This is a genomic window from Kocuria marina (assembly GCF_000786655.1).
Lineage (GTDB): Bacteria > Actinomycetota > Actinomycetes > Actinomycetales > Micrococcaceae > Kocuria > Kocuria marina_A.
This window is the reverse complement of record NZ_JROM01000021.1, coordinates 247,445-266,998: the sequence shown is the minus strand read 5'-3', so window position 1 is coordinate 266,998 and position 19,554 is coordinate 247,445. Positions and strand designations below refer to the sequence as shown.

Genomic DNA, 19,554 nt, shown 5'->3' with positions numbered 1-19,554 from the left:
GAGTGGGAGAAGTATCGGGTCCCGGCCGCTCGGGCCGGGACGACGCACGACGGCGGAGCCGGGGGCTCTGCCGTGGCCGCGATCACGCTCCGGGGCAGAAGGACGCCAGCAGCGCGGGGTCCGCACCGGCGGGGCACGGCTCGAAGGTGAAGATCACCATGGTGCCCAGCAGGATCACGAAGCCCGAGGCCACGAAGAGCAGCACCTTGAGCCAGAAGCGGGTGGTGTTGCGATCGGCGTAGTCGTCGATGATGGTGCGGATACCGTTGGTGCCGTGGAGCATGGCCAGCCACAGCATGACCAGGTCCCAGACCTGCCAGAACGGGTTGGCCCACTTGCCGCCCACGAATCCGAAGTCGATCGCGTGCACGCCGTCCCCCACCATGAGGTTGACGTAGAGGTGACCGAACACGAGCACGAGCAGCACCACGCCCGACATGCGCATGAACAGCCACGCGATCATCTCGAAGCTGCTGCGGGACGAACCGGCGCGGTTGTACTTCACGCCGTCCACCTGAAGGTCCCGGCTGCGGGGGACGCTGATCTTGGTCTTAAGAGGAGTGCTCACGGAATTAACCCCCGAAAACGACTGAGAGGTGACGGATGAGGAACGGGATCATCACGATGACCCAGAGGGCGATGACGCCCCAGAGCAGACCCTTCTGGTTCTTGGTCCCGCCCTTCCAGAAGTCGATCAGGATGATGCGCAGGCCGTTGAAGGCGTGGTAGACGATCGCGGCCACGAGGCCGGCCTCGCCGAGACCCATCACGGGGTTCTTGTAGGTCGCCATCACTGCGTTATACGCCTCGGGGGATACACGCACGAGAGCGGTGTCGAGGACGTGGACCAGCAAGAAGAAGAAGATGGCCACGCCGGTAATACGGTGGGCGACCCAAGACCACATGCCGTACTGGCCGCGGTAAAGGGTGCCCCTGGTTGAGTTCGCCACGGAATGTCCTCCCTGTGTCGCTCGTCGTCGTGCGCACCGAAGAATGGTCGAAGAAGAAGGCAGCGTTCTCGCGCGAGTGCACGGCGATGGCGGAGCCCTGGCTGGCTCTGTCATGGATGATGCGGTAGTTCTCGTCAAAGATACCAGCCCCCCGCACATTTCCTGACAACGTGTCTGCAAGTGTGCCCCCCGGAATAGCGCGGAATTAGCACATTGTTCTGTGTCTGAATCGGCGCCGGCCGTGCGCCGTCCGAACGCCCCGCGAGCGGCCGTCAAGCGGCTCCCAAGCGGCCTGTGATACGCGCCCGAGCGGCCCCACGACCTCCGTTGCGTAGGGTCCCGCCGGCGACGTCTCACGGGGCCTTCGAGGGACCCTCTCGCCCGGGTGCGGGGTCGGGCCCGCGAAGGCTCACGGGAAGTCCCCGTGGGCCGGCCGGCCGCGTCGTGGGTGGGCACACCCGGCCAGTGTGCGGCCCGTATCCCGGGATGTCACGGGTGACGCATCCAGGGCCGCCGGGGGAGGGGGCCGTACACTGACCGTCGTGACTTCGCCATTGCAACGTTTCCATCCGTTCATCCCCGCGGGCGGGGTGGGTTCACGGCTGTGGCCGCTGTCCCGTGCGGATGCCCCCAAGTTCCTGCTGGACCTCACGGGCTCCGGCTCGTCCCTGCTGCGGGCCACCTTTGACCGGCTCGCGGGTCTGTCCGCCGGTCCGGTCATGGTCGTGACCGGGCGCTCCCACGCCGGGGCGGTGCAGGAACAGCTGCCCGAGCTCACGGCGGACGACCTCGTGCTCGAGCCGTCCCCCAAGGACTCCGCGGCGGCGATCGGCCTCGCGTGCACGCTTATCGAGCGCCGCGACCCCACCGCGATCGTCGGTTCGTTCGCGGCGGACCACGTGGTGGAGCCCGCCTCGGCGTTCCAGGAGGTCGTCAAGGAAGCGGTGCGCGCGGCGGACACCGGACGCATCGTCACGATCGGGATCACGCCGTCGTCGCCCGCCACGGGCTTCGGCTACATCAAGGCGGGGCAGTCCCTGGGACTCGATCAGGCACCCCACGCGCTCGCCGTGGAGCAGTTCGTGGAGAAGCCGGACGAGGAGACCGCGCGCGCTTACGTGGCCAGCGGAAAGTACACGTGGAACGCGGGCATGTTCGTGGCGCCCGTGGGTCTCATGCTCTCCTACCTGCGCCGCAGCGAACCCGAGCTCGCGCGGGGCCTGGACCGAATCGCGGACGCGTGGGAGACCCCCGAGCGGGACGCCGTCGTGGACAAGGTGTGGCCCACCCTGACCAAGACAGCGATCGACTACGCCGTGGCCGAACCCGCCGCCGCGGCCGGGGACGTGGCCATGGTCCCCGGGGACTTCACGTGGGAGGACGTGGGGGACTTCGCGGCGATCAACCGGCTCAACAAGGTGGACCCGCGCACGGACGCGCCAGTGTCCATCCTGGGCCAGAACAACCGTGTGCTCACGGACGAGTCCTCCGGGATCGTCGTGTCCGACACGGGGCGGTTGATCGCGCTAATCGGCGTGGCGGACATCGTGGTCGTGGACACCCCGGATGCCCTGCTGGTCACCACGGCCGAGCACGCGCAACGGGTCAAGAACGCGGTGGACTCCCTCAAGCGCAACGGCGACACGGACGTCCTGTGAGCCCCGCCGCCGCCCGCACTGAATCACCGCGCGGGGTCCCGGCGGTACTGTGACACACATGTTGGATCTGCCTCTGCCGTCCGCCGACGACATCGGACTGCCCCCGGCCATCGGCCCCCTGCTCTCGCACTACCTCCCGGACCTCGTGCGCTTCCGCCGGGACATCCACAAGCACCCGGAACTGTCCTACGAGGAGTACCGCACCACGGACCGGATCGTGCACGCCCTCGAGGCCGCCGGGTTGCACCCCGTGCGCTTCGAACGCACCGGGTGCTACGTGGACGTGGGTCGCGGGCCCGTGATGGTGGGCCTGCGCGCGGACATCGACGCCCTGCCCATCCTCGAGGACACGGGCCTGGACTACGCGTCCGTCAACGAGGGCGTGATGCATGCGTGCGGTCACGACATCCACACCACGGTCATGCTCGGGGTGGCCCGCGTGCTCGCCGACGTGCACCGTTCGTCCCCGTTCGCGGGGACCGTGCGCGTGGTCTTCCAGCCGGCCGAGGAGAAACTGCCCGGCGGCGCCCTGACCATCATCAAGGAGGACGTGCTGGCCGGCGTGCCGCGGATGTTCGCCCTGCACTGCGAACCCAAGGTGGACGTGGGCCAGGTAGGCACGCGCATCGGGGCGATCACCTCGGCGTCGGACACCATCCGGATCGAGCTGTCCGGACGCGGCGGGCACACGTCCCGCCCGCACCTGACCGAGGACCTGGTCTACGCGATGAGCCAGATCGCGATCAACGTGCCCGCGGTGCTCTCCCGGCGCGTGGACGTGCGCTCCGGGGTGGCCGTCGTGTGGGGTCAGATCCACGCAGGTGTGGCACCCAACGCGATCCCCATGTCCGGTTTCATGTCCGGGACCATGCGCTGCCTGGACGCGGACGCGTGGTCGCGCGCCGGGGACATGCTGGACGAGGTCGTGGAGCAGGTGGCCGCACCGTATGGCGTGAACGTGGACCTCGAGCACATCCGGGGTGTGCCGCCGGTGGTCAACGGCGAGACCGAGACCACCCTGCTGGAGATCGCCGCGCGAGCGGAGCTGGGGGAGGAGAGCATCCTGCTGGTGGAGCAGTCCATGGGCGGGGAGGACTTCGCGTGGTTCCTGCAGCACGTCCCCGGCGCCATGATGCGCCTGGGGACCCGGGCTCCCGGCGGCCGAACCTACGACCTGCACCAGTCCGACTACGCCCCCCAGGAGGAGGCGATCGGCTGCGGCGTGCAGGTCATGGCCTCCACGGCGTTGCGCGCCATCCGCTTGCGCGTGCGCGAGCTCGCGGACGCGACGACGACGCCGGACGCCCCGCAGTCCTGACACGCCCGCGGTGAGCGTACTGCTGGGTACTTCCGGGGCTACACTGAGCTGACCTATGACCCGGCTCACTGCACGGGTCACCGCCCGGGGGCACGGGCCGGTGACCCGTGCACTGTGTTCCCGGGTCACGACCCACATCTGATCCCAGTCCGACCGGAGGACCTCATGACCACTCGACGTTTGCGCACCCTGGGGACGCTTGGCCTGGCCGGGGTCACCGGCCTGGTCCTGGCGGGTTGCGGTGCCGCCCCGGACAACGCCGGCGACAGCAGCGCCCAGGCCTCCGACTTCAAGGGCTGCATTGTCTCCGACGACGGCGGTTTCCAGGACCGTTCCTTCAACCAGAGCTCCTATGAGGGCCTCAAGGCCGCCGAGGAGCACAAGGGCATCCAGATCAGCCAGGCCGAGTCCCAGTCCGAGACGGAGTTCGAGCCCAACCTGACCTCCATGGCGCAGCAGGGCTGCAACCTCACGGTCTCCGTGGGCTTCCTGCTCGCGGACACCACCAAGAAGGTGGCCGCGGCCAACCCGGACAAGCACTTCGCGATCGTGGACGACAACTCGATCAAGGCGGACAACGTCAAGCCCATCGTCTACAACACCGCCCAGGCGGCGTTCCTGGCCGGGTACCTCGCGGCGGGCACGTCCGAGACGGGCAAGGTCGCCACGTACGGCGGCATGGACATTCCCACCGTGACCGTGTTCATGGACGGTTTCGCGGACGGGGTGAAGTACTACAACGAGAAGAACAAGGCGGACGTGCAGGTCCTCGGGTGGAACAAGGACTCCCAGAACGGCACGTTCCTGAGCTCGTTCCAGGATTCTTCCAAGGCCAAGACCGTCACGCAGAACCTCATCGGCGAGGGCGCGGACGTGGTCCTGCCCGTCGCCGGCCAGGCGGCCCAGGGCACCGTGGACGCCGTGACTGAGGCCAACCGCAGCGGCAAGGACGTCCGGTTGATCTGGCCGGACACCGACGGCTACGAGACCCTGGACGCCGGCAAGGAGTTCCTGCTCACGTCCGTGCTCAAGGAGATGTCCACCTCGGTCGAGGACGTCGTGACGCAGGCCGCGGACGGCAACTTCGACAACACCCAGTACGTGGGCACGCTCGAGAACGGTGGTGTGGGCCTGGCCCCCTACCACGACCAGCAGGACGAGGTCAGCGAGGACCTCGACAAGCAGGTCCAGCAGCTCAAGCAGGACATCATCGACGGCAAGGTCACGGTGCAGTCCAAGAACGCCCCCACCGCCTGAGCGGGGGGGCCGGCAGGAGCAGAACAGTGCAGTTGAAACTGACGGACGTCACCAAGAAGTTCGGTGACTTCACCGCCAACAACCGTGTGAACCTCACGGTGGAACCACATCAGATCCACTGTTTGCTCGGTGAGAACGGTGCGGGCAAGTCCACTCTCATGAACGTGTTGTACGGGCTGTACGAGCCCACGTCCGGCACGATCGAGATCGACGGCGCGCCCGTCAGTTTCTCCGGCCCCGGCGATGCCATGGCGGCCGGGATCGGCATGGTGCACCAGCACTTCATGCTGATCCCGGTCTTCACGGTCGCCGAGAACGTGGCCCTGGGTCACGAGAACACGCGCGGGATGTCCCTGGACCTGGAGACCACCCGGGCCCGGATCCGGGAGATCTCCGAACGCTACGGCTTCGCGGTGGACCCGGACGCCGTGGTCGAGGACCTGCCCGTGGGCGTCCAACAGCGGGTCGAGATCATCAAGGCCCTCGTGCGGGACGCCAAGGTGCTGATCCTCGACGAGCCCACGGCCGTGCTGACCCCGCGGGAGACGGACGAGCTGCTCGAGATCATGCGGCAACTGCGGGACAACGGCACGTCCATCGTGTTCATCTCCCACAAGCTACGCGAGGTCCGGGCCGTGTCGGACGTGATCACCGTGATCCGCCGCGGGGAAGTGGTCGGACAGGTGGGCCCTGAGACGTCCACGGATGAGCTCGCGGCGCTCATGGTGGGCCGTGACGTCTCCCTGACCGTGGCCAAGGACACCGCCCACACCACCGGTACCGCGCTCGAGGTGCGCGGGCTCACCGTGGTGGGGGACAACGGCGTCGTCCTGTTGGACGACGTGGAATTCGACGTCGCGCCCGGCGAGATCCTGGCCGTGGCCGGTGTGCAGGGCAACGGACAGACCGAGCTCACCCAGGCCCTCGTGGGACTCGAGGAGCAGGTGAGCGGTTCCGCGCGCCTGGACGGGCAGGAACTCGTGGGGCTGCGCACCCGGGAGATCCTGGCCAGCGGTGTGGGTTTCGTGCCCGAGGACCGTTCCACGGACGGACTCGTGGGCACCTTCACCGTGGCCGAGAACCTCGTGCTGGACCGTTACCGGGAACGGGAGTTCGCGGCGGGACCGTCCCTGCGCCTCGGTGCGATCAGTGGGCACGCCGGCTCTGAGGTGAACGAGTACGACATCCGCACCGGATCCGTGGACTCTCCGGTGGCCACGCTCTCCGGCGGCAATCAGCAGAAGGTCGTGATCGCCCGCGAGCTCGGGCGGCCCCTCAAACTGTTCGTGGCGTCCCAGCCCACGCGCGGCGTGGACGTGGGATCCATCGAGTTCATCCACAAGCGCATCGTGGCCGAGCGGGACAAGGGCACCGCGGTGCTCATCGTGTCCACCGAACTGGACGAGATCTACGCACTCGCGGACCGCATCGCGGTGTTCTTCCACGGTCGCCTCATGGGTATCGTGGGCCCGGACACCCCGCGCGAGGCCCTTGGGCGCATGATGGCCGGTGAGCCTACGGACAGCGTGCTGCCGCCCGCGCCGTGGGATCACTCGCACGACGACGGCGGGTCCCCGGCGGGTGCCCCCGCGGGCGGCTCGACGGCCGCACCCGCGACCGCTCCCGCTCACGCGGGCGGCGCCGCTGCCGTCACCCTGGATGGGGACGGCCTCGATCCCGGCGCCCACCCCGCCGACCGAACCACCGACCGACCCGAGGGGAACCGCACGGCATGAGCGCGTCCACCGCACCGGCCACCTCCGATCAGGTCTCGGCCCCGCCACCCACCGAACTCTCCGCTGAGGACCCGCGCCGCACCCTGCTGGGCTCCACCCTGCAGTCGGTGCTCGCGGTCGTCGTGGCGCTGATCCTGGGCGGGCTGCTGATCGCAGTCACGGACGAGCGCGTCCGCCAGGCCGCCGGGTACTTCTTCGCCCGCCCCGGGGACACGCTCTCCGCGATGTGGCGAGCGGCCTCGAGCGCGTACATCGCCATGTTCTACGGCGCGGTGTATAACCCCAACGGCAGCACGCTCGCGGACCGGTTGTACCCGCTGACCGAGACCCTGACCGTGGCGACCCCCCTGATCCTCGCGGGTCTGGGCGTGGCCCTTGCGTTCCGGGCCGGGCTGTTCAACATCGGCGCCCAGGGACAGATCCTGATCGGTGCCACGCTTGCGGCGTGGGTTGGTTTCGCGTGGCAGTTGCCCGTGGGACTGCACCTGCTCGCCGTCGTCGTCGCCGGCGCCGCGGGCGGTGCCGTGTGGGGCGGGATCGTGGGACTGATCAAGGCGCGCACGGGCGCGCACGAGGTCATCCTCACGATCATGCTCAACTACGTGGCCCTGAACCTCGTGGCGTGGTTGCTCACGCTGCCGGGGTTTCAGCGCGAGGGCTCGTCCAACCCCATCAGCCCGCCCGTCGCGGACACCGCGATGTTCCCCAAGCTGCTGGGTGACCACTTCCGGTTGCACTGGGGCTTCGTGGTGGCCGTGCTGGCCACCGTGGCCGTGGCGTGGCTGCTCAACCGTTCCACCGTGGGCTTCGAGCTGCGCGCCGTGGGAGCGAACCCCCGCGCCGCGCGTACCGCGGGCATTTCCGTGACCCGCGGGTTCGTCGTCGTCATGCTCCTCGCAGGCCTGCTGGCCGGGCTCGCGGGTACCGCGCAGATCGCCGGTACGGAACACTCGCTGACCTCGGGCGTGGCCGCGTCCTTCGGCTTCGACGCGATCACCGTGGCCCTGCTCGGCCGCTCGCGTCCGTGGGGGACGTTCTTCGCGGGCATCCTCTACGGGGCCTTCCGCGCCGGTGGCGTGACCATGCAGTCCATGACGGGGACCAACATCGACATCGTGCTGGTCGTGCAGTCCCTGATCGTGCTGTTCGTGGCGCTGCCCCCGCTATTCAAGTTCGCTACCCGTCGCTCGCAGGAGGCCGCCGCGTGAGTACCGCTATCACTTCGCAGTCCTCCGGTCCTTCGTCCGGATCTCCGGAGCACCCGCCCGAAGCCGCTCTGGCCACCTCCGCCGCGAACCGCGCCGTGGGTGTGCGGACCCTGCGGCCCGCGATCGGCCTGGGTGTCCTGGCGCTCGTGTCCCTGATCGTCTTCGCGCTGAACGCCTCCGGGCAGAGGGTGGACTTCCGGTTCTCGAATGACGGCGGTGCCATCCGCCTGCCCGACGTCTCCGTGCCCTCCGCCCCCTACGGTTGGGTAGTCACGATCGTGCTCGCCGCCCTCGCGGTGTACGCGGCCGTGCAGGCGCGCAAGCTGCCGCGCTGGGCGGTGATCGTGGCCGGTTTCTTCTTCGTGACCGGGTTCCTGGTGTGGATCGTGGGCACCGCCCAGACGCCCAGCATCTCCATCACGGCGTTGCTCGCCGGGTCCGTGGCACTCGCCACGCCGCTCGTTTTCGGTTCCTTGGGCGGTCTGCTGTGTGAGCGCTCGGGCGTGGTGAACATCGCGATCGAGGCCCAGCTGCTCTTCGGTGCGTTCTCCGCCGCGGTCGCCGGGACCGTGGCCGGCAACCCCTGGGTGGGTCTGCTCGCGGCGATGCTGGGAGCGGTGCTGGTCGCCGCCGTGCTCGCGCTGTTCGCGATCCGCTACCGCGTGAACCAGGTGATCGTGGGCGTGGTGCTCAACGTGCTCGTCTCCGGCCTGACCGGGTTCCTCTTCGCGACCGTGCTCGAGCCCAACGCCGCGTCCTTCAACGCACCGGACCGCTTGCCGCACGTGCGCATCCCGGTCCTCGCCGAGATCCCCGTGGTGGGTCCCGTGCTGTTCGACCAGTCGGTGATCGGCTACATCATGTACCTCGCGGTGATCGTGGTGTGGTTCGCGCTGTACCGGACCCGATGGGGTCTGCGTACCCGCGCGGTGGGGGAGCACCCCAAGGCCGCGGACACCCTGGGTGTCTCGGTGAATGCGCTGCGCGTGCGCAACGTGTTGTTGGGCGGTGCCGTGGCCGGTCTGGGCGGGGCGTTCTACACGCTCGTCTCGGTCTCCGCGTTCACGCGCGATATGACCGCGGGCGCCGGGTACATCGCCCTGGCCGCGCTGATCTTCGGTCGCTGGAACCCCGTGGGGGCGCTGCTCGCGTCCCTGCTGTTCGGTTTCGCATCCAACCTGGAATCCATCCTGTCCTTCCTGGGCACCCCTGTGCCCAGCCAGTTCCTGGCCATGCTGCCGTACGTGGTCACGATCCTCGCGGTGGCGGGTCTCGTGGGCCGTTCCCGCGGCCCGGCCGCCTCGGGCGAGCCGTACACCAAGGAATGACGCGCACCACCGTACGACGACGCCGGCGCATGCGCCGCTCGCATGGCCACGCGGCGTCGTCGACCGTTGGTGCAAACGCGAGACCGAGCAGTTCCAGAACCGAGCAATTCTGACGTTCGAGCGACGAGGAGAGGCAAGGATCATGAGTGACACCCGCAACCCGGTGGACGAGGCCACGTGGCGCGAACTGCAGCGTGCCGCCACGGACGCCCTGGCCCACTCCTACTCGCCGTACTCCCGATACCCGGTGGGGGCGGCCGCACTCGTGGATGACGGCCGCGTGGTCACGGGCGCGAACATCGAGAACGCGTCCTACGGGGTGACCCTGTGCGCCGAGTGCTCCATGGTGAGCGCGCTGTTCATGTCCGGCGGGGGCAAGCTCGTGGCGTTCGTGTGCGTGGACGGTCACGGAGAGGTGCTCATGCCGTGCGGGCGCTGCCGGCAGCTGCTCTACGAACACCGGGCCCCGGGGATGGAACTGCTCACGGTCAGCGGGGTCCGCACCATGGACCAGGTGCTCCCGGACGCGTTCGGGCCGGAGAACCTGTAACCGGGGCGGAGCGACGTCGAGCCCGTCACGGACCGGCGCACGGGCCCGGTTCCCGGTATCCGTGGAGTCCGCGCCACCTATACTTTGCAGGAAACCAAGCCCGGCTCTGGAAGGGAAACGAACACGTGGGTCTGAGAGATCTGTTCCGCAGCAAGAAGAACGACATCCCGACACCCCAGCCGGCTCCCGGCGCCCGCCCCGTCGACCCTGCGGCCGCTCCGCAGAGCGGGCAGGGCGCTCCCGAGGCACCGCAGCAGGCGCAGGAGAACGCGCCGCGTCGTCATGATCCGAACGCAGTCGCCCTGCCGGAGTCCGGTGCGCTGCGCAACCTCGTGGAGCTGTTGCTGTCCCGCGGCGCGGACCGTGCGCGGCTGACCCTCGTGCAGTCGGGCAACATCATGACGCACCAGACCCGCCAGGCCGTCGGGGATGCCCAGGACGAGGTCGAGAACGGCACCGTGGACCAGGGCTCGCCCCTGTTCGACGACGTCGCGGATCTCTACACCCAGGCCATGAACACCCCCGTGGGGCCGTGGCGTCAGCTGGACCTGATCGCCGCCAACCCGCACGACGGGCAGCGCGAGATCACCGTGACCTACGACTTCCCCAACGGAGAGTCCCGCACGGAGCAGTACGTGCACGGTGCCCCGGCGGAGGCGTCGCAGCATGACCCGGTGGCCGGGGCCTCCGTCGTCGACGGCGCGCCCGCCGAGGACTCCCGGCCCGCCGCCGGGGCAGTCCCGGCTGACACCGCCCAGGTCGACGACGATGCCGTGCGGGTGGTGCCCGAGCATGGGCCGAGCGAACCCGCCGAGGACGGCGAGGTGCTCACGGCCGGTCACGCGGTCCCCGTGGTCGCGGAGGACACCGACCCCGCGCCCGTTGTGGAGCACGAGCAGTCCGAGCCCGCGGCCCCGGTCGTGCAGGACGAGTCCCTCGAAACGCCCGCGGTGGCCGATCGGGATGCCGCCGAGCTCACGGCGCAGCAGGAAGAGGCCGAGCAGCTCCAGCGATCGGAGCCGCTCGACGAGCGGGGACAGTTCGAGCAGCGGGAGTCGGCCCTCGACGCCGAGCCCGTCGCGCAGACCACCGAGGATCGTCCCGAGGTGATCGACGCGACCGAGGAACGGGCCACCGAGAACGATGAGTCCAGCCCCGAGGACCTCCCGGCCCACGTGGACGAGTCCGAGTTCGGCACGGAGCCCGCCGAGAACCTGGTTCCGGCCGCACCCGCCGGGGACACCGAGGACGACCCCGCGAGCGCACCGCAGGTCGCGCTCGCCACGGACGTGGCGCCGTCGTACCGCGGGGCCGAGCCGGAGCAGGGACTCGACCCGGACGCGTTGGCCCCCGGCAACCTCGCGCTGACCATGGGCGACGTGATCTCGCGGCTGGCGGACGCGCAGCGGCACCTGTTCGATTCCGAGGGCACCGCGCGGGACGTCTCCACCGTGCTGATCCGCGTGCGCGCCCTGGGCACCTATTATGACGCCCTGACCCACGTGCGCCTCAACGGGTTCTGGGATCAGCGCCCGACCTTCGAGTTGGTCCCCGAGGACCTGCTCAAGGTCCAGGAGCTCAAGGACGACTCCTACGTGGAGGGCTCCGGCGCACCGCTGGCCATGATGTTCCGCTTCCGCCCGGGCGTTCCGCCCGAGGTCACGTTCGACTACTCGGACGAGGAGGCCTTCGTGCGCTACGAGCAGCGTCTGCCGGGGCAGAACTACCTCGAGGAGCTGCGGATGTACCCGCGCACCGGCTCCAACATCCCGGAGCACGTCAACGAGGCACTGCAGGACTGGAACTACTGATCCATGACCACGAGAACCACTCCCGAGGCCCCCGCCCGCACCACGGACGGGGGCCTCGGGCCACACCGCCGAATCTGTCTGCACGATCACCTGGACGGCGCGCTGCGACCGGCCACGATCATCGACCTCGCCGCTGGGATCGGCCATGAGCTGCCCGCCACGGACCCCACCGCACTCGGTCGCTGGTTCCGGGACAGCGCGAACTCGGGCAGCCTGGAGCGCTACCTCGAGACCTTCGCGCACACCGTGGCCGTGACCCAGACCGCGGACGCGCTGCGCCGGGTGGCCCGTGAGTACGTCGCGGACTGCGCGGCGGACGGGATCGTGCACGCGGAAGTGCGCTGGGCCCCGGAACAGCACGTGGCCGGTGGGCTCACGCTCGACGCCGCCGTGGACGCCGTGCAGGCCGGTCTCGCCGAGGGCGTGGCCGAGGTCAAGGCCGCGGGCGGTCACCTCTCGGTCGTGCAGATCCTGTGCGCCATGCGCCACCTGGACCGCTCACTCGAGATCGCCGAGCTCGTGGTGCGCCGCGTGCGTGCCGCGGCGTCGGATCATGCAGCCTCCGACCACGCGGCGTCTGACACCACGACGGCGCACGGGGGCGTCCCCGGCGAACCCGAGCCGGGGTCCGTGGTCGCGTTCGACCTCGCCGGACCCGAACGCGGTTTCCCCGCCTCGGACCACCGCGCGGCTTTGGACCTGCTCGCGGAGAACTTCATCCCCGTGACGCTGCACGCGGGGGAGGCGGATGGCGCGGGGTCCATGGCGGATGCGCTCACCGCCGGGCGCGCTCTGCGCCTGGGTCACGGCGTGCGATTGCTCGACGAGGACCCCGACGCGCAGTCGCCGCTGTCCCGATGGATCCGCGACCGCAGGATCGCCCTGGAGGTCTGCCCGTGTTCCAACCTGCAGACCGGTGCGAGCGCGGTGTGGGGGGAGGACATCGCCCACCACCCCGCAACCCGGTTGCTGCGGCACGGCTTCGCGGTCACGATCTCCCCGGACAACCGGCTCATGAGCGACACCTCCGTGGGCAACGAGCTCGAGCTGTTGCGTGAGCAGGCGGGGTGGGACGAGGCCGATCTGGTCGCGGTGCAGCGCAACGCGGCCCGCGCGGCGTTCGTGCCGCGGGTCTATCAGGAATGGCTCGAACGCCACGTGACGGGTGAGGACGCATGACGGCGCCCGAGGAACCGACACGAGAGGCGTCCGCGGGGTCTGTGACCCCGCACGATGAGTCGGTGCAGAAAGCCAGGACGGGGAACATGACCGCCCATGACCCGGCGGCGCCGGACCGAGGCTCCGCACCGGGCGCGGAGTTCGAGCGGCTGCTCGCCGTCATGGACCGCTTGCGTTCGCCGGGCGGGTGCCCGTGGGATGCCGCCCAGACCCACGAGTCGCTGCTGCGCTACCTCGTGGAGGAAAGCTACGAGGTCGTGGAGGCGGTCGAGGCGCTCGAGCCGTCCGAGCGGCGTCGTACCGAACTCGTGGAGGAACTCGGGGACGTGCTGCTGCAGGTCGTCTTCCACTCGCGCATCGGCCAGGAACACCCCGACGGGCAGCGCTTCGACATCTCGGACGTGCTGGCCGCGGTCACGGACAAGCTCGTGCGACGCCACCCCGCGGTGTTCTCACCGGGCGACGACGCCGCGGCGCGCCAGGCCGCGGGGACGACCGCTGCGACTGCGGGCGCTGTGAAGGCGACCGCTGCGGACAGCACCGTTGTCGAGGGCACCACCCTGGACAGTGCCAGCCCAGGCGGCACTGGCTCGGATGTCACGGGCGCGAGCGGCGTCGTCGGCAACGGGACACCGAGCGATGCGGAACTCGCCGCGCGCTGGGACGCCGTGAAACGCCGCGAGAAACCCCAGCGCACGCGGATCTTCGACGGCATCCCGCCGGCGCTGCCCGCGCTCGCGTACGCCGAGAAGGCCCTGTCCAAGGCGCGCCGGCACGGCGTGGCCGGGCTCCCGGAACCGCGCCCCGAGTCGGACGAGCAGGACCGGCAGGCGGAGGAGGACGCGCTGGGGGAGGAGTTGTTCCGCCGCGTGCAGGACAGCTCCGCGCGCGGCCTCGACGCCGAGCGCGCATTGCGGACGGCGGTGCGACGGTTCGTGCGTGACCACGACGCACCTTTATCGCCCGCACCCAGCGATGCTCGGTAGGCTAAAGACCGGGGGACCGCCCCACGGGTCGACGACCGACAAGGAGATTTTCATGGCAATGATCATTGCGCTGCAAGCCCGCCAGATTCTGGACTCCCGTGGCAACCCCACGGTCGAGGTGGAGGCGCTGCTCGAGGACGGCAGCTTCGGGCGCGCGGCCGTGCCCTCCGGCGCGTCCACCGGTGAGTTCGAGGCCGTGGAGCGCCGCGACGGCGACAAGAAGGTCTTCCTGGGCAAGGGCGTGCTGGACGCCGTCCACGCCGTGGACGAGGAGATCGAGCAGGCTGTGGTGGGCCTGGACGCCTCCGATCAGCGCGCCGTGGATCAGGCCATGCTGGAACTGGACGGCACCGACAACAAGGCCAAGCTGGGCGCCAACGCCATCCTGGGCGCGTCCATGGCCATCGCCCGTGCGGCCGCGAGCTCCGCGGACCTCGAGCTGTACAAGTACCTGGGCGGACCCAACGCGCACGTGCTGCCGGTGCCCATGATGAACATCCTCAACGGCGGTTCCCACGCGGACTCCAACGTGGACATCCAGGAGTTCATGATCGCCCCGATCGGTGCTCCCACGTTCTCCGAGGCCCTGCGCTGGGGCGTGGAGGTCTACCACAGCCTCAAGTCCGTGCTCAAGGACCGCGGGCTGTCCACCGGTCTGGGTGACGAGGGCGGATTCGCCCCGAACCTGGAGTCCAACGCCGCCGCGCTGGACCTGATCCTCGAGGCCATCGAGAAGGCCGGGTACAAGCCCGGTCAGGAGATCGCGCTGGCCCTGGACGTGGCGTCCTCCGAGTTCCACGAGAAGGGTTCCTACACCTTCGAGGGCCAGAAGCGTTCGGCCGAAGACATGTCCCGGTACTACGCCGAGCTGGTCGAGAAGTACCCGCTCGTGTCCATCGAGGACCCACTGGACGAGAACGACTGGGAGGGCTGGGCGGCGCTCACCGAGCACATCGGGGACAAGGTCCAGCTCGTGGGTGACGACCTCTTCGTGACCAACCCGGAGCGCCTGGGTCGCGGCATCGACGAGCACGTGGCCAACGCCCTGCTCGTGAAGGTCAACCAGATCGGCTCCCTCACCGAGACCTTCGACGCGATCGAGCTCGCCCAGCGCAACGGCTACCGCTGCATGATCTCCCACCGTTCCGGCGAGACCGAGGACACCACGATCGCGGACATCTCCGTGGCCGTGAACGCGGGTCAGATCAAGACCGGTGCCCCGGCGCGTTCCGAGCGCGTGGCGAAGTACAACCAGCTGCTGCGCATCGAGGAGGAGCTCGGCGATTCCGCGACCTACGCCGGCGCCTCCGCGTTCCCCCGCTTCACCGGCAAGTGAGCTGTGCGGCGGCCCCCGTGCCGCCGTGGGTTCCCTGACGACGACGCCGCTCGCCCCGTTCCCGGGGCCGGGCGGCGTCGTGCTGCGGGTAGACTGACCGAGCACGAACCACCCACGTCACCCGGGAGGCACCCATGGTCGGACCCCGCCCGCGGATCCCCCGTATGGGCCCCGAACCCGCTGACGACACCCCGCGCGAACCGCGCGGCGGGCGCTCGCGGGACGCTCGGCGCAACCCTCCGCGGGATACGCAACGGTCCGCGAAACGGGACTCGCTGAGGGACACCCCCTCCCAGGACAGCGCTGGCGGCTCGTCGACGCTCGCGGCCCCCACACCCGCCCACTCGTTCAACGGGCGCCTCGTGGCCCTGATCGTGGTGGCCACGCTCATCGTGTTCCTGGCCGCGCCCACCACCAAGATCTTCTTCGACCAGCGCGCGCAGATCTCCGCGCTGCAGCAGAGCATCGCCCACGAACAAGAGCGACAACAGCAGCTCAAGCACGAGGAACAACTGTGGGCGGACGACTCCTACGTGGAGCAACAAGCGCGTGAGCGGATGTCCTACGTGATGCCGGGGGAGAACGCCTACCTGGTGCTCGGCGCGCAACCGGGCGTGCGCCAGAGCGTCGAGTCCTCCGCCGAGCAGGTCGAGGCCGGCAAGCCCGCGTGGGCGGACGGGCTGTGGCAGTCCGTGGTGGACTCCGCGTACCCGCCCGAACAGATCACCCTTGAACCGCAGACCCGAGGAAGTGGCAATCAGTGACCGCAGCGGCCCATGAACACCGCCCGTCCGTGACCGATCAGGACCGCACCGTGGTGGGACACCAGCTGGGTCGGCCCGCGCGGGACGTCGTGGAGATCGCCGCGCGCTGCGTGTGCGGGAACCCGCTGGTCGTGGCCACGGCCCCCCGATTGAGCAACGGTTCCCCTTTCCCCACGGTCTTCTATCTCACGCATCCGGTCATCACGTCCGCGGTGTCCCGGCTCGAGGCCGAGGGCACCATGCACGGCATGTCGGACCGGATCACCGAGGACCCGGAACTCGCCGAGCAGTACCGGGCCGCGCACGAGCACTACCTGGAGCAGCGGCGTCGGATCGGGGAGGAAGCGGGGATCGGCGACGTCCCGGAGATAGAGGGGATCTCCGCGGGCGGCATGCCCACGCGTGTGAAGTGCCTGCACGTGCTCGTGGGCCACAGCCTTGCGGCCGGTCCCGGGGTGAACCCCCTGGGGGACGAGACCCTCGAGCTGATCTCCGACACCTGGACCCGGGACCGCTGCGCATGCGATCCCGCGTGGCGCAGCGCGGACTGACCCTCGTACGGCGTTCGCCCCGGTGGGGTGACGTTCCCGAGGGGCGGTCCGATCATGACTGCCCCGATCACTCATGCGCGATCATGCGTGTGCCGTGACCACCGCGGGCATGGGCGGTGGCGCGTTCGCTGGTCAGAGTTTCGGGTCGGGGTCCACGGCGCGCAGCGCCACGTCCACACCGCCGCGCGCGGACTGCCACAAGAACCACCCGAGCAACGTGAGCGTCCCCGCCGCGCGCCGGAGCTACGTGCGCGCGGCCGCGGTCCAGAACGACCCCCAGCCCCCGTGCCACGGCACCACGATGCCCGCCGCGGCCACGAGCAACCACGAGACCAATTCGCCGTCGGGCCTGCGGCGCGGATCGCGCTCCGCCGTCCATACCAGCCATGTGAACCGCATGAGCAGCAGGGTGGAACCGGTGGCCACGAGCGGCAGGATCGAGTCCAGGCCCACTCCCAGCACGGAGATGGGCGATACGGCTTCCTTGGACACGTGCGTGTCGAACGCGTCCGGGGTCAGCGGGGCGCCAGCGACGGCGGCCAGGTACGTGCCGATGTTGCCCACGAAGGACAAGAGCATGAAGGCGGTGAGCGCACCGTGGTGCCGTTCGGTGTGGCGCAGTTTGAGCTACGTCAGGGCCAGCAGGGACCCGCCGTACAGCAGCGCGGCGATCGACAACAGGGGCCGGGCCACGGCGTCCACTGAGAAGCGGGTGCCGAACAACAACCACGGGACGTCCACGGACTCGCCGCCACCGAACACCGCCAGCAGCCCGGCCGGCACCGCGGCCAGTGGGGCACAGAGGGCGGCGCCGCGGCGCACGGGCGCCGCGCGCTGTGCCGGGAGCACTCCCGCGAGCACCACGACGGCGACCACCGCGATCGGGACCAGGAACGTGAGGGCGAAGAGCATCAGCCGAGCACCCCCTCTGCGACCTGGCGGGCGATCTGCAGCGGAGCGAACTCGAGCGATGCCGCGAGACCCACGAACACGGACGCGGCCGCGGTGATCACGGTGGGCACCAGCAGGCTGGCCGGTTCCCGCATCACGACGGTCGCACCGGGCTGCGCGGCCGTGCTGCCGCCGGACGTCGCGGTGCTGCTGTCCGACGCCACCGGGGTGCCGTCCTCGGACGGTGTCGCCAAACTGTCCTCGGGCCCCGCGGTGCTGGTTTCGGACCCCGCAGCCGAGTCGTCCCCGGCCGTCGCAGGGGAAGCATCCTGGTCAGCGGGGTCGCGGAACCACATGTGGTAGACCGCCGGCAGGAAATACATGGCGTTGAGCAGAGACGAGGTGATCAGCACGCCCACGACCCAGGGGTGTTCCGACTCCAGGGCACCCAGGCCCAGCATCCACTTGGACACGAAACCGGCGGTCACGGGCAGACCGATCATGCCGAAAGCGCCCACGGTGAAGGCCGCGGAGGTCCACGGCATGCGCCGACCCAGACCGTGCATCTGCGAGAGCTTGGTGATGCCCAGGACCTCGGCGAACAGTCCCGCGCAGAAGAACAGGGTGATCTTCATGAGTCCCTGGTGCACCAGGTGCACCACACCGCCCGTGGTGCCCGCGAGCGTGACCAGGGAGATCCCGACCACCACGTAGCTCACCTGCGAGACGGTGGAGTACGCGAGCCGCTTCTTGAGGTCCTCCTGACGCAGGGCCTGGTAGGAGCCGTACAGGATGGTGAAGCACGCGACGATCAGCAACGGGGTGAGCACGCCCAGTTCCGAGGCCACGTTGATCCCGTACACGTCGTCCACCACGCGCACGATCCCGGCGGTCAGCGCGATCTCCACGGTGAGCATGGCCGCGAAGGACCATTCCGGGGACCACCCCAGCCGCGCGTTACCGAGCGAGACAATCAGCGTTCCGGTCAGGATGAAACCGATCATGCCCACGATCAGCAGGGGCCGTAGCCACCGGCCGGTCAGCCGGTCCAGGGGCACCCCGGCGCTGCGCAGCAGGATGAGCGCGCCTGCCAGCACAGCCCCGGACTGAAACGCACCGCCGGAGTCCGAGCTGCTCAGCCGCAGCCACACGAGGATCATGAGCACCCCCCAGACCCAGGAAGGACATGGCCTGCACGCTGCGCACGGGGGAGCACGGTGGCCGCGGTGGTCGCGAGCACGGCGACGCCGAGGGCCACGTCGAGGGCGATGAGTTCGGTCACGGGGCGGGCCGCCTCGGGTCCGCGGTGCCGGGCGCGCTGGGCTCATCTGCCGTGCGCGCGGAACCCCATTTCGCCCACCGCGGGGGAGGCGCCGGGGCCGTCAAGGGTGCGAGCGACGTCGTGCTCCGTGGCCCCAGTGCGGTCAGGGCGTGCGCCGAGACGGACGCCTGGCCGAGGATGAGCACCCACGCGATCGCGAGCAACGCCGCGCTGGACCAGCTCCCCAGGTACACGGCGGCGCCGACCATGATGAGTCCCGGGCCCAGGTTGTCCGCCTTGGTGAGCACGTGCAGTTGACTGCGTATGTCCGGGAACCGGATGAGCGCTGCCGTGCCCGCGGTGAAGAACAACACTCCGCACACGATCAGGACGGCGCTGAGGCCGGTGATCATGCGCCGTCACCGCCTCCAAGCGGCGCGGGGCTCGTCCTCGCGCCCCGAGCGGCACCGGGGGTGCGCGCCGCGGTCATTCGGACGACGGCCGTGAGCGAGGCCAGCCCGATCAGCACCACGGCCACGTCCGGGAATCGCGACGACGCCGCGGGCCCAGCAGCACGGTCAGCAGCGCCACGAGCGCGGCGCCGGTGGTACCGCTCAGCAGCAGCGACAACAGCCAGCGGTCGGTGACGGGGGGCGGGCCGTGACCACGAACGCGACCACGACATTGACCAGGAGCACCACGAAGACCGCGGTGAGCAGGATCTCGAACACATCGGCTCCTCGGATCGCGGGTCACGGGCTGCGCAGGTG

Annotated in this window: 19 protein-coding genes; 13 read left to right on the top strand and 6 right to left on the bottom strand. The window is 69.8% G+C overall.

The window, feature by feature from the left end; all coding sequences use genetic code 11:
* Positions 1-82: 82 nt before the first annotated feature.
* Both AS25_RS06985 and sdhC read right to left on the bottom strand, forming a co-directional pair.
* On the bottom strand, positions 83-568 hold the full coding sequence (locus AS25_RS06985) for a succinate dehydrogenase hydrophobic membrane anchor subunit (protein ID WP_035963740.1): 486 nt from the start codon (positions 566-568) through the stop codon (positions 83-85).
* Between the two features lie 4 nt (positions 569-572).
* Entirely contained in the window at positions 573-950 is a 378-nt protein-coding gene (gene sdhC / locus AS25_RS06980; RefSeq protein ID WP_082943437.1) for a succinate dehydrogenase, cytochrome b556 subunit, read from the bottom strand.
* Between the two features lie 542 nt (positions 951-1,492).
* On the opposite strand from sdhC, the gene AS25_RS06975 reads away from it, so the two are divergent.
* The 13 genes from AS25_RS06975 (at position 1,493) to AS25_RS06915 (ending at position 16,632) form a co-directional block, all read left to right on the top strand.
* On the top strand, positions 1,493-2,608 hold the full coding sequence (locus AS25_RS06975; RefSeq protein ID WP_035963737.1) for a mannose-1-phosphate guanylyltransferase: 1,116 nt from the start codon (positions 1,493-1,495) through the stop codon (positions 2,606-2,608).
* 58 nt (positions 2,609-2,666) lie between these two features.
* Complete coding sequence (locus AS25_RS06970; RefSeq protein WP_052160783.1) at positions 2,667-3,926, top strand: amidohydrolase; 1,260 nt, start codon at positions 2,667-2,669, stop codon at positions 3,924-3,926.
* Positions 3,927-4,091: 165 nt separating this feature from the next.
* Positions 4,092-5,183: a BMP family lipoprotein gene (locus AS25_RS06965; RefSeq protein WP_035963736.1), complete on the top strand. Its 1,092-nt coding sequence runs from the start codon at positions 4,092-4,094 to the stop codon at positions 5,181-5,183.
* Between the two features lie 26 nt (positions 5,184-5,209).
* Positions 5,210-6,919 carry an ABC transporter ATP-binding protein gene (locus AS25_RS06960; RefSeq protein WP_084118058.1) on the top strand — a complete coding sequence of 570 codons (1,710 nt, stop codon included), beginning with the start codon at positions 5,210-5,212 and terminating at the stop codon, positions 6,917-6,919.
* Positions 6,916-8,127, top strand: a complete 1,212-nt coding sequence (locus AS25_RS06955) for an ABC transporter permease (RefSeq protein ID WP_035963734.1) — start codon at positions 6,916-6,918, stop codon at positions 8,125-8,127. Before AS25_RS06960 ends, AS25_RS06955 begins: the two co-directional genes overlap by 4 nt.
* Positions 8,124-9,455, top strand: coding sequence for an ABC transporter permease (locus AS25_RS06950; RefSeq protein ID WP_240505682.1), 1,332 nt, complete (start codon positions 8,124-8,126; stop codon positions 9,453-9,455). Before AS25_RS06955 ends, AS25_RS06950 begins: the two co-directional genes overlap by 4 nt.
* 139 nt (positions 9,456-9,594) lie before the next feature.
* A complete protein-coding gene (locus AS25_RS06945; protein WP_496196060.1) occupies positions 9,595-10,005 on the top strand; it encodes a cytidine deaminase in 411 nt (136 codons plus the stop codon).
* A gap of 125 nt (positions 10,006-10,130) precedes the next feature.
* On the top strand, positions 10,131-11,816 hold the full coding sequence (locus AS25_RS06940) for a hypothetical protein (protein ID WP_035963730.1): 1,686 nt from the start codon (positions 10,131-10,133) through the stop codon (positions 11,814-11,816).
* Between the two features lie 3 nt (positions 11,817-11,819).
* Entirely contained in the window at positions 11,820-12,995 is a 1,176-nt protein-coding gene (locus AS25_RS06935; protein ID WP_035963728.1) for an adenosine deaminase, read from the top strand.
* 86 nt (positions 12,996-13,081) lie between these two features.
* Positions 13,082-13,981 (top strand): MazG nucleotide pyrophosphohydrolase domain-containing protein, encoded by a 900-nt coding sequence (locus tag AS25_RS06930; protein WP_035963726.1) that lies wholly within the window; start codon positions 13,082-13,084, stop codon positions 13,979-13,981.
* Between the two features lie 52 nt (positions 13,982-14,033).
* Positions 14,034-15,317, top strand: a complete 1,284-nt coding sequence (gene eno, locus AS25_RS06925; RefSeq protein WP_035963725.1) for a phosphopyruvate hydratase — start codon at positions 14,034-14,036, stop codon at positions 15,315-15,317.
* A 134-nt stretch (positions 15,318-15,451) separates the two neighbouring features.
* Positions 15,452-16,081, top strand: a complete 630-nt coding sequence (locus AS25_RS06920; RefSeq protein ID WP_035963723.1) for an FtsB family cell division protein — start codon at positions 15,452-15,454, stop codon at positions 16,079-16,081.
* Positions 16,078-16,632 carry a DUF501 domain-containing protein gene (locus AS25_RS06915; RefSeq protein ID WP_035963721.1) on the top strand — a complete coding sequence of 185 codons (555 nt, stop codon included), beginning with the start codon at positions 16,078-16,080 and terminating at the stop codon, positions 16,630-16,632. Before AS25_RS06920 ends, AS25_RS06915 begins: the two co-directional genes overlap by 4 nt.
* Positions 16,633-16,875: 243 nt before the next feature.
* Here AS25_RS06915 and AS25_RS06910 read toward each other — a convergent pair whose 3' ends face one another.
* The 4 genes from AS25_RS06910 to AS25_RS13785 all read right to left on the bottom strand — a co-directional run bounded on the left by AS25_RS06910 (position 16,876) and on the right by AS25_RS13785 (position 19,197).
* Positions 16,876-17,211 carry a hypothetical protein gene (locus tag AS25_RS06910; RefSeq protein WP_035963719.1) on the bottom strand — a complete coding sequence of 112 codons (336 nt, stop codon included), beginning with the start codon at positions 17,209-17,211 and terminating at the stop codon, positions 16,876-16,878.
* 48 nt (positions 17,212-17,259) lie between these two features.
* Positions 17,260-17,544, bottom strand: a complete 285-nt coding sequence (locus tag AS25_RS06905; protein WP_035963717.1) for a hypothetical protein — start codon at positions 17,542-17,544, stop codon at positions 17,260-17,262.
* Entirely contained in the window at positions 17,544-18,683 is a 1,140-nt protein-coding gene (locus tag AS25_RS06900) for a proton-conducting transporter transmembrane domain-containing protein (protein ID WP_253270503.1), read from the bottom strand. The genes AS25_RS06905 and AS25_RS06900 overlap by 1 nt, the downstream gene beginning before the upstream one ends.
* A gap of 118 nt (positions 18,684-18,801) precedes the next feature.
* Complete coding sequence (locus AS25_RS13785) at positions 18,802-19,197, bottom strand: cation:proton antiporter (protein ID WP_052160781.1); 396 nt, start codon at positions 19,195-19,197, stop codon at positions 18,802-18,804.
* Positions 19,198-19,554: the final 357 nt, after the last annotated feature.

What these genes read in the sequence shown, in the direction of transcription:
- AS25_RS06970 (WP_052160783.1), top strand. Translation starts at nt 2,667, where the DNA reads ATGTTGGATCTGCCTCTGCCGTCCGCCGACGACATCGGACTGCCCCCG.
- AS25_RS06965 (WP_035963736.1), top strand. Translation starts at nt 4,092, where the DNA reads ATGACCACTCGACGTTTGCGCACCCTGGGGACGCTTGGCCTGGCCGGG.
- AS25_RS06955 (WP_035963734.1), top strand. Translation starts at nt 6,916, where the DNA reads ATGAGCGCGTCCACCGCACCGGCCACCTCCGATCAGGTCTCGGCCCCG.
- AS25_RS06935 (WP_035963728.1), top strand. Translation starts at nt 11,820, where the DNA reads ATGACCACGAGAACCACTCCCGAGGCCCCCGCCCGCACCACGGACGGG.
- AS25_RS06930 (WP_035963726.1), top strand. Translation starts at nt 13,082, where the DNA reads ATGACCGCCCATGACCCGGCGGCGCCGGACCGAGGCTCCGCACCGGGC.
- eno (WP_035963725.1), top strand. Translation starts at nt 14,034, where the DNA reads ATGGCAATGATCATTGCGCTGCAAGCCCGCCAGATTCTGGACTCCCGT.
- AS25_RS06920 (WP_035963723.1), top strand. Translation starts at nt 15,452, where the DNA reads ATGGTCGGACCCCGCCCGCGGATCCCCCGTATGGGCCCCGAACCCGCT.
- AS25_RS06910 (WP_035963719.1), bottom strand. Translation starts at nt 17,211, where the DNA reads ATGCTCTTGTCCTTCGTGGGCAACATCGGCACGTACCTGGCCGCCGTC.
- AS25_RS06905 (WP_035963717.1), bottom strand. Translation starts at nt 17,544, where the DNA reads ATGCTCTTCGCCCTCACGTTCCTGGTCCCGATCGCGGTGGTCGCCGTC.
- AS25_RS06900 (WP_253270503.1), bottom strand. Translation starts at nt 18,683, where the DNA reads ATGATCCTCGTGTGGCTGCGGCTGAGCAGCTCGGACTCCGGCGGTGCG.
- AS25_RS13785 (WP_052160781.1), bottom strand. Translation starts at nt 19,197, where the DNA reads ATGATCACCGGCCTCAGCGCCGTCCTGATCGTGTGCGGAGTGTTGTTC.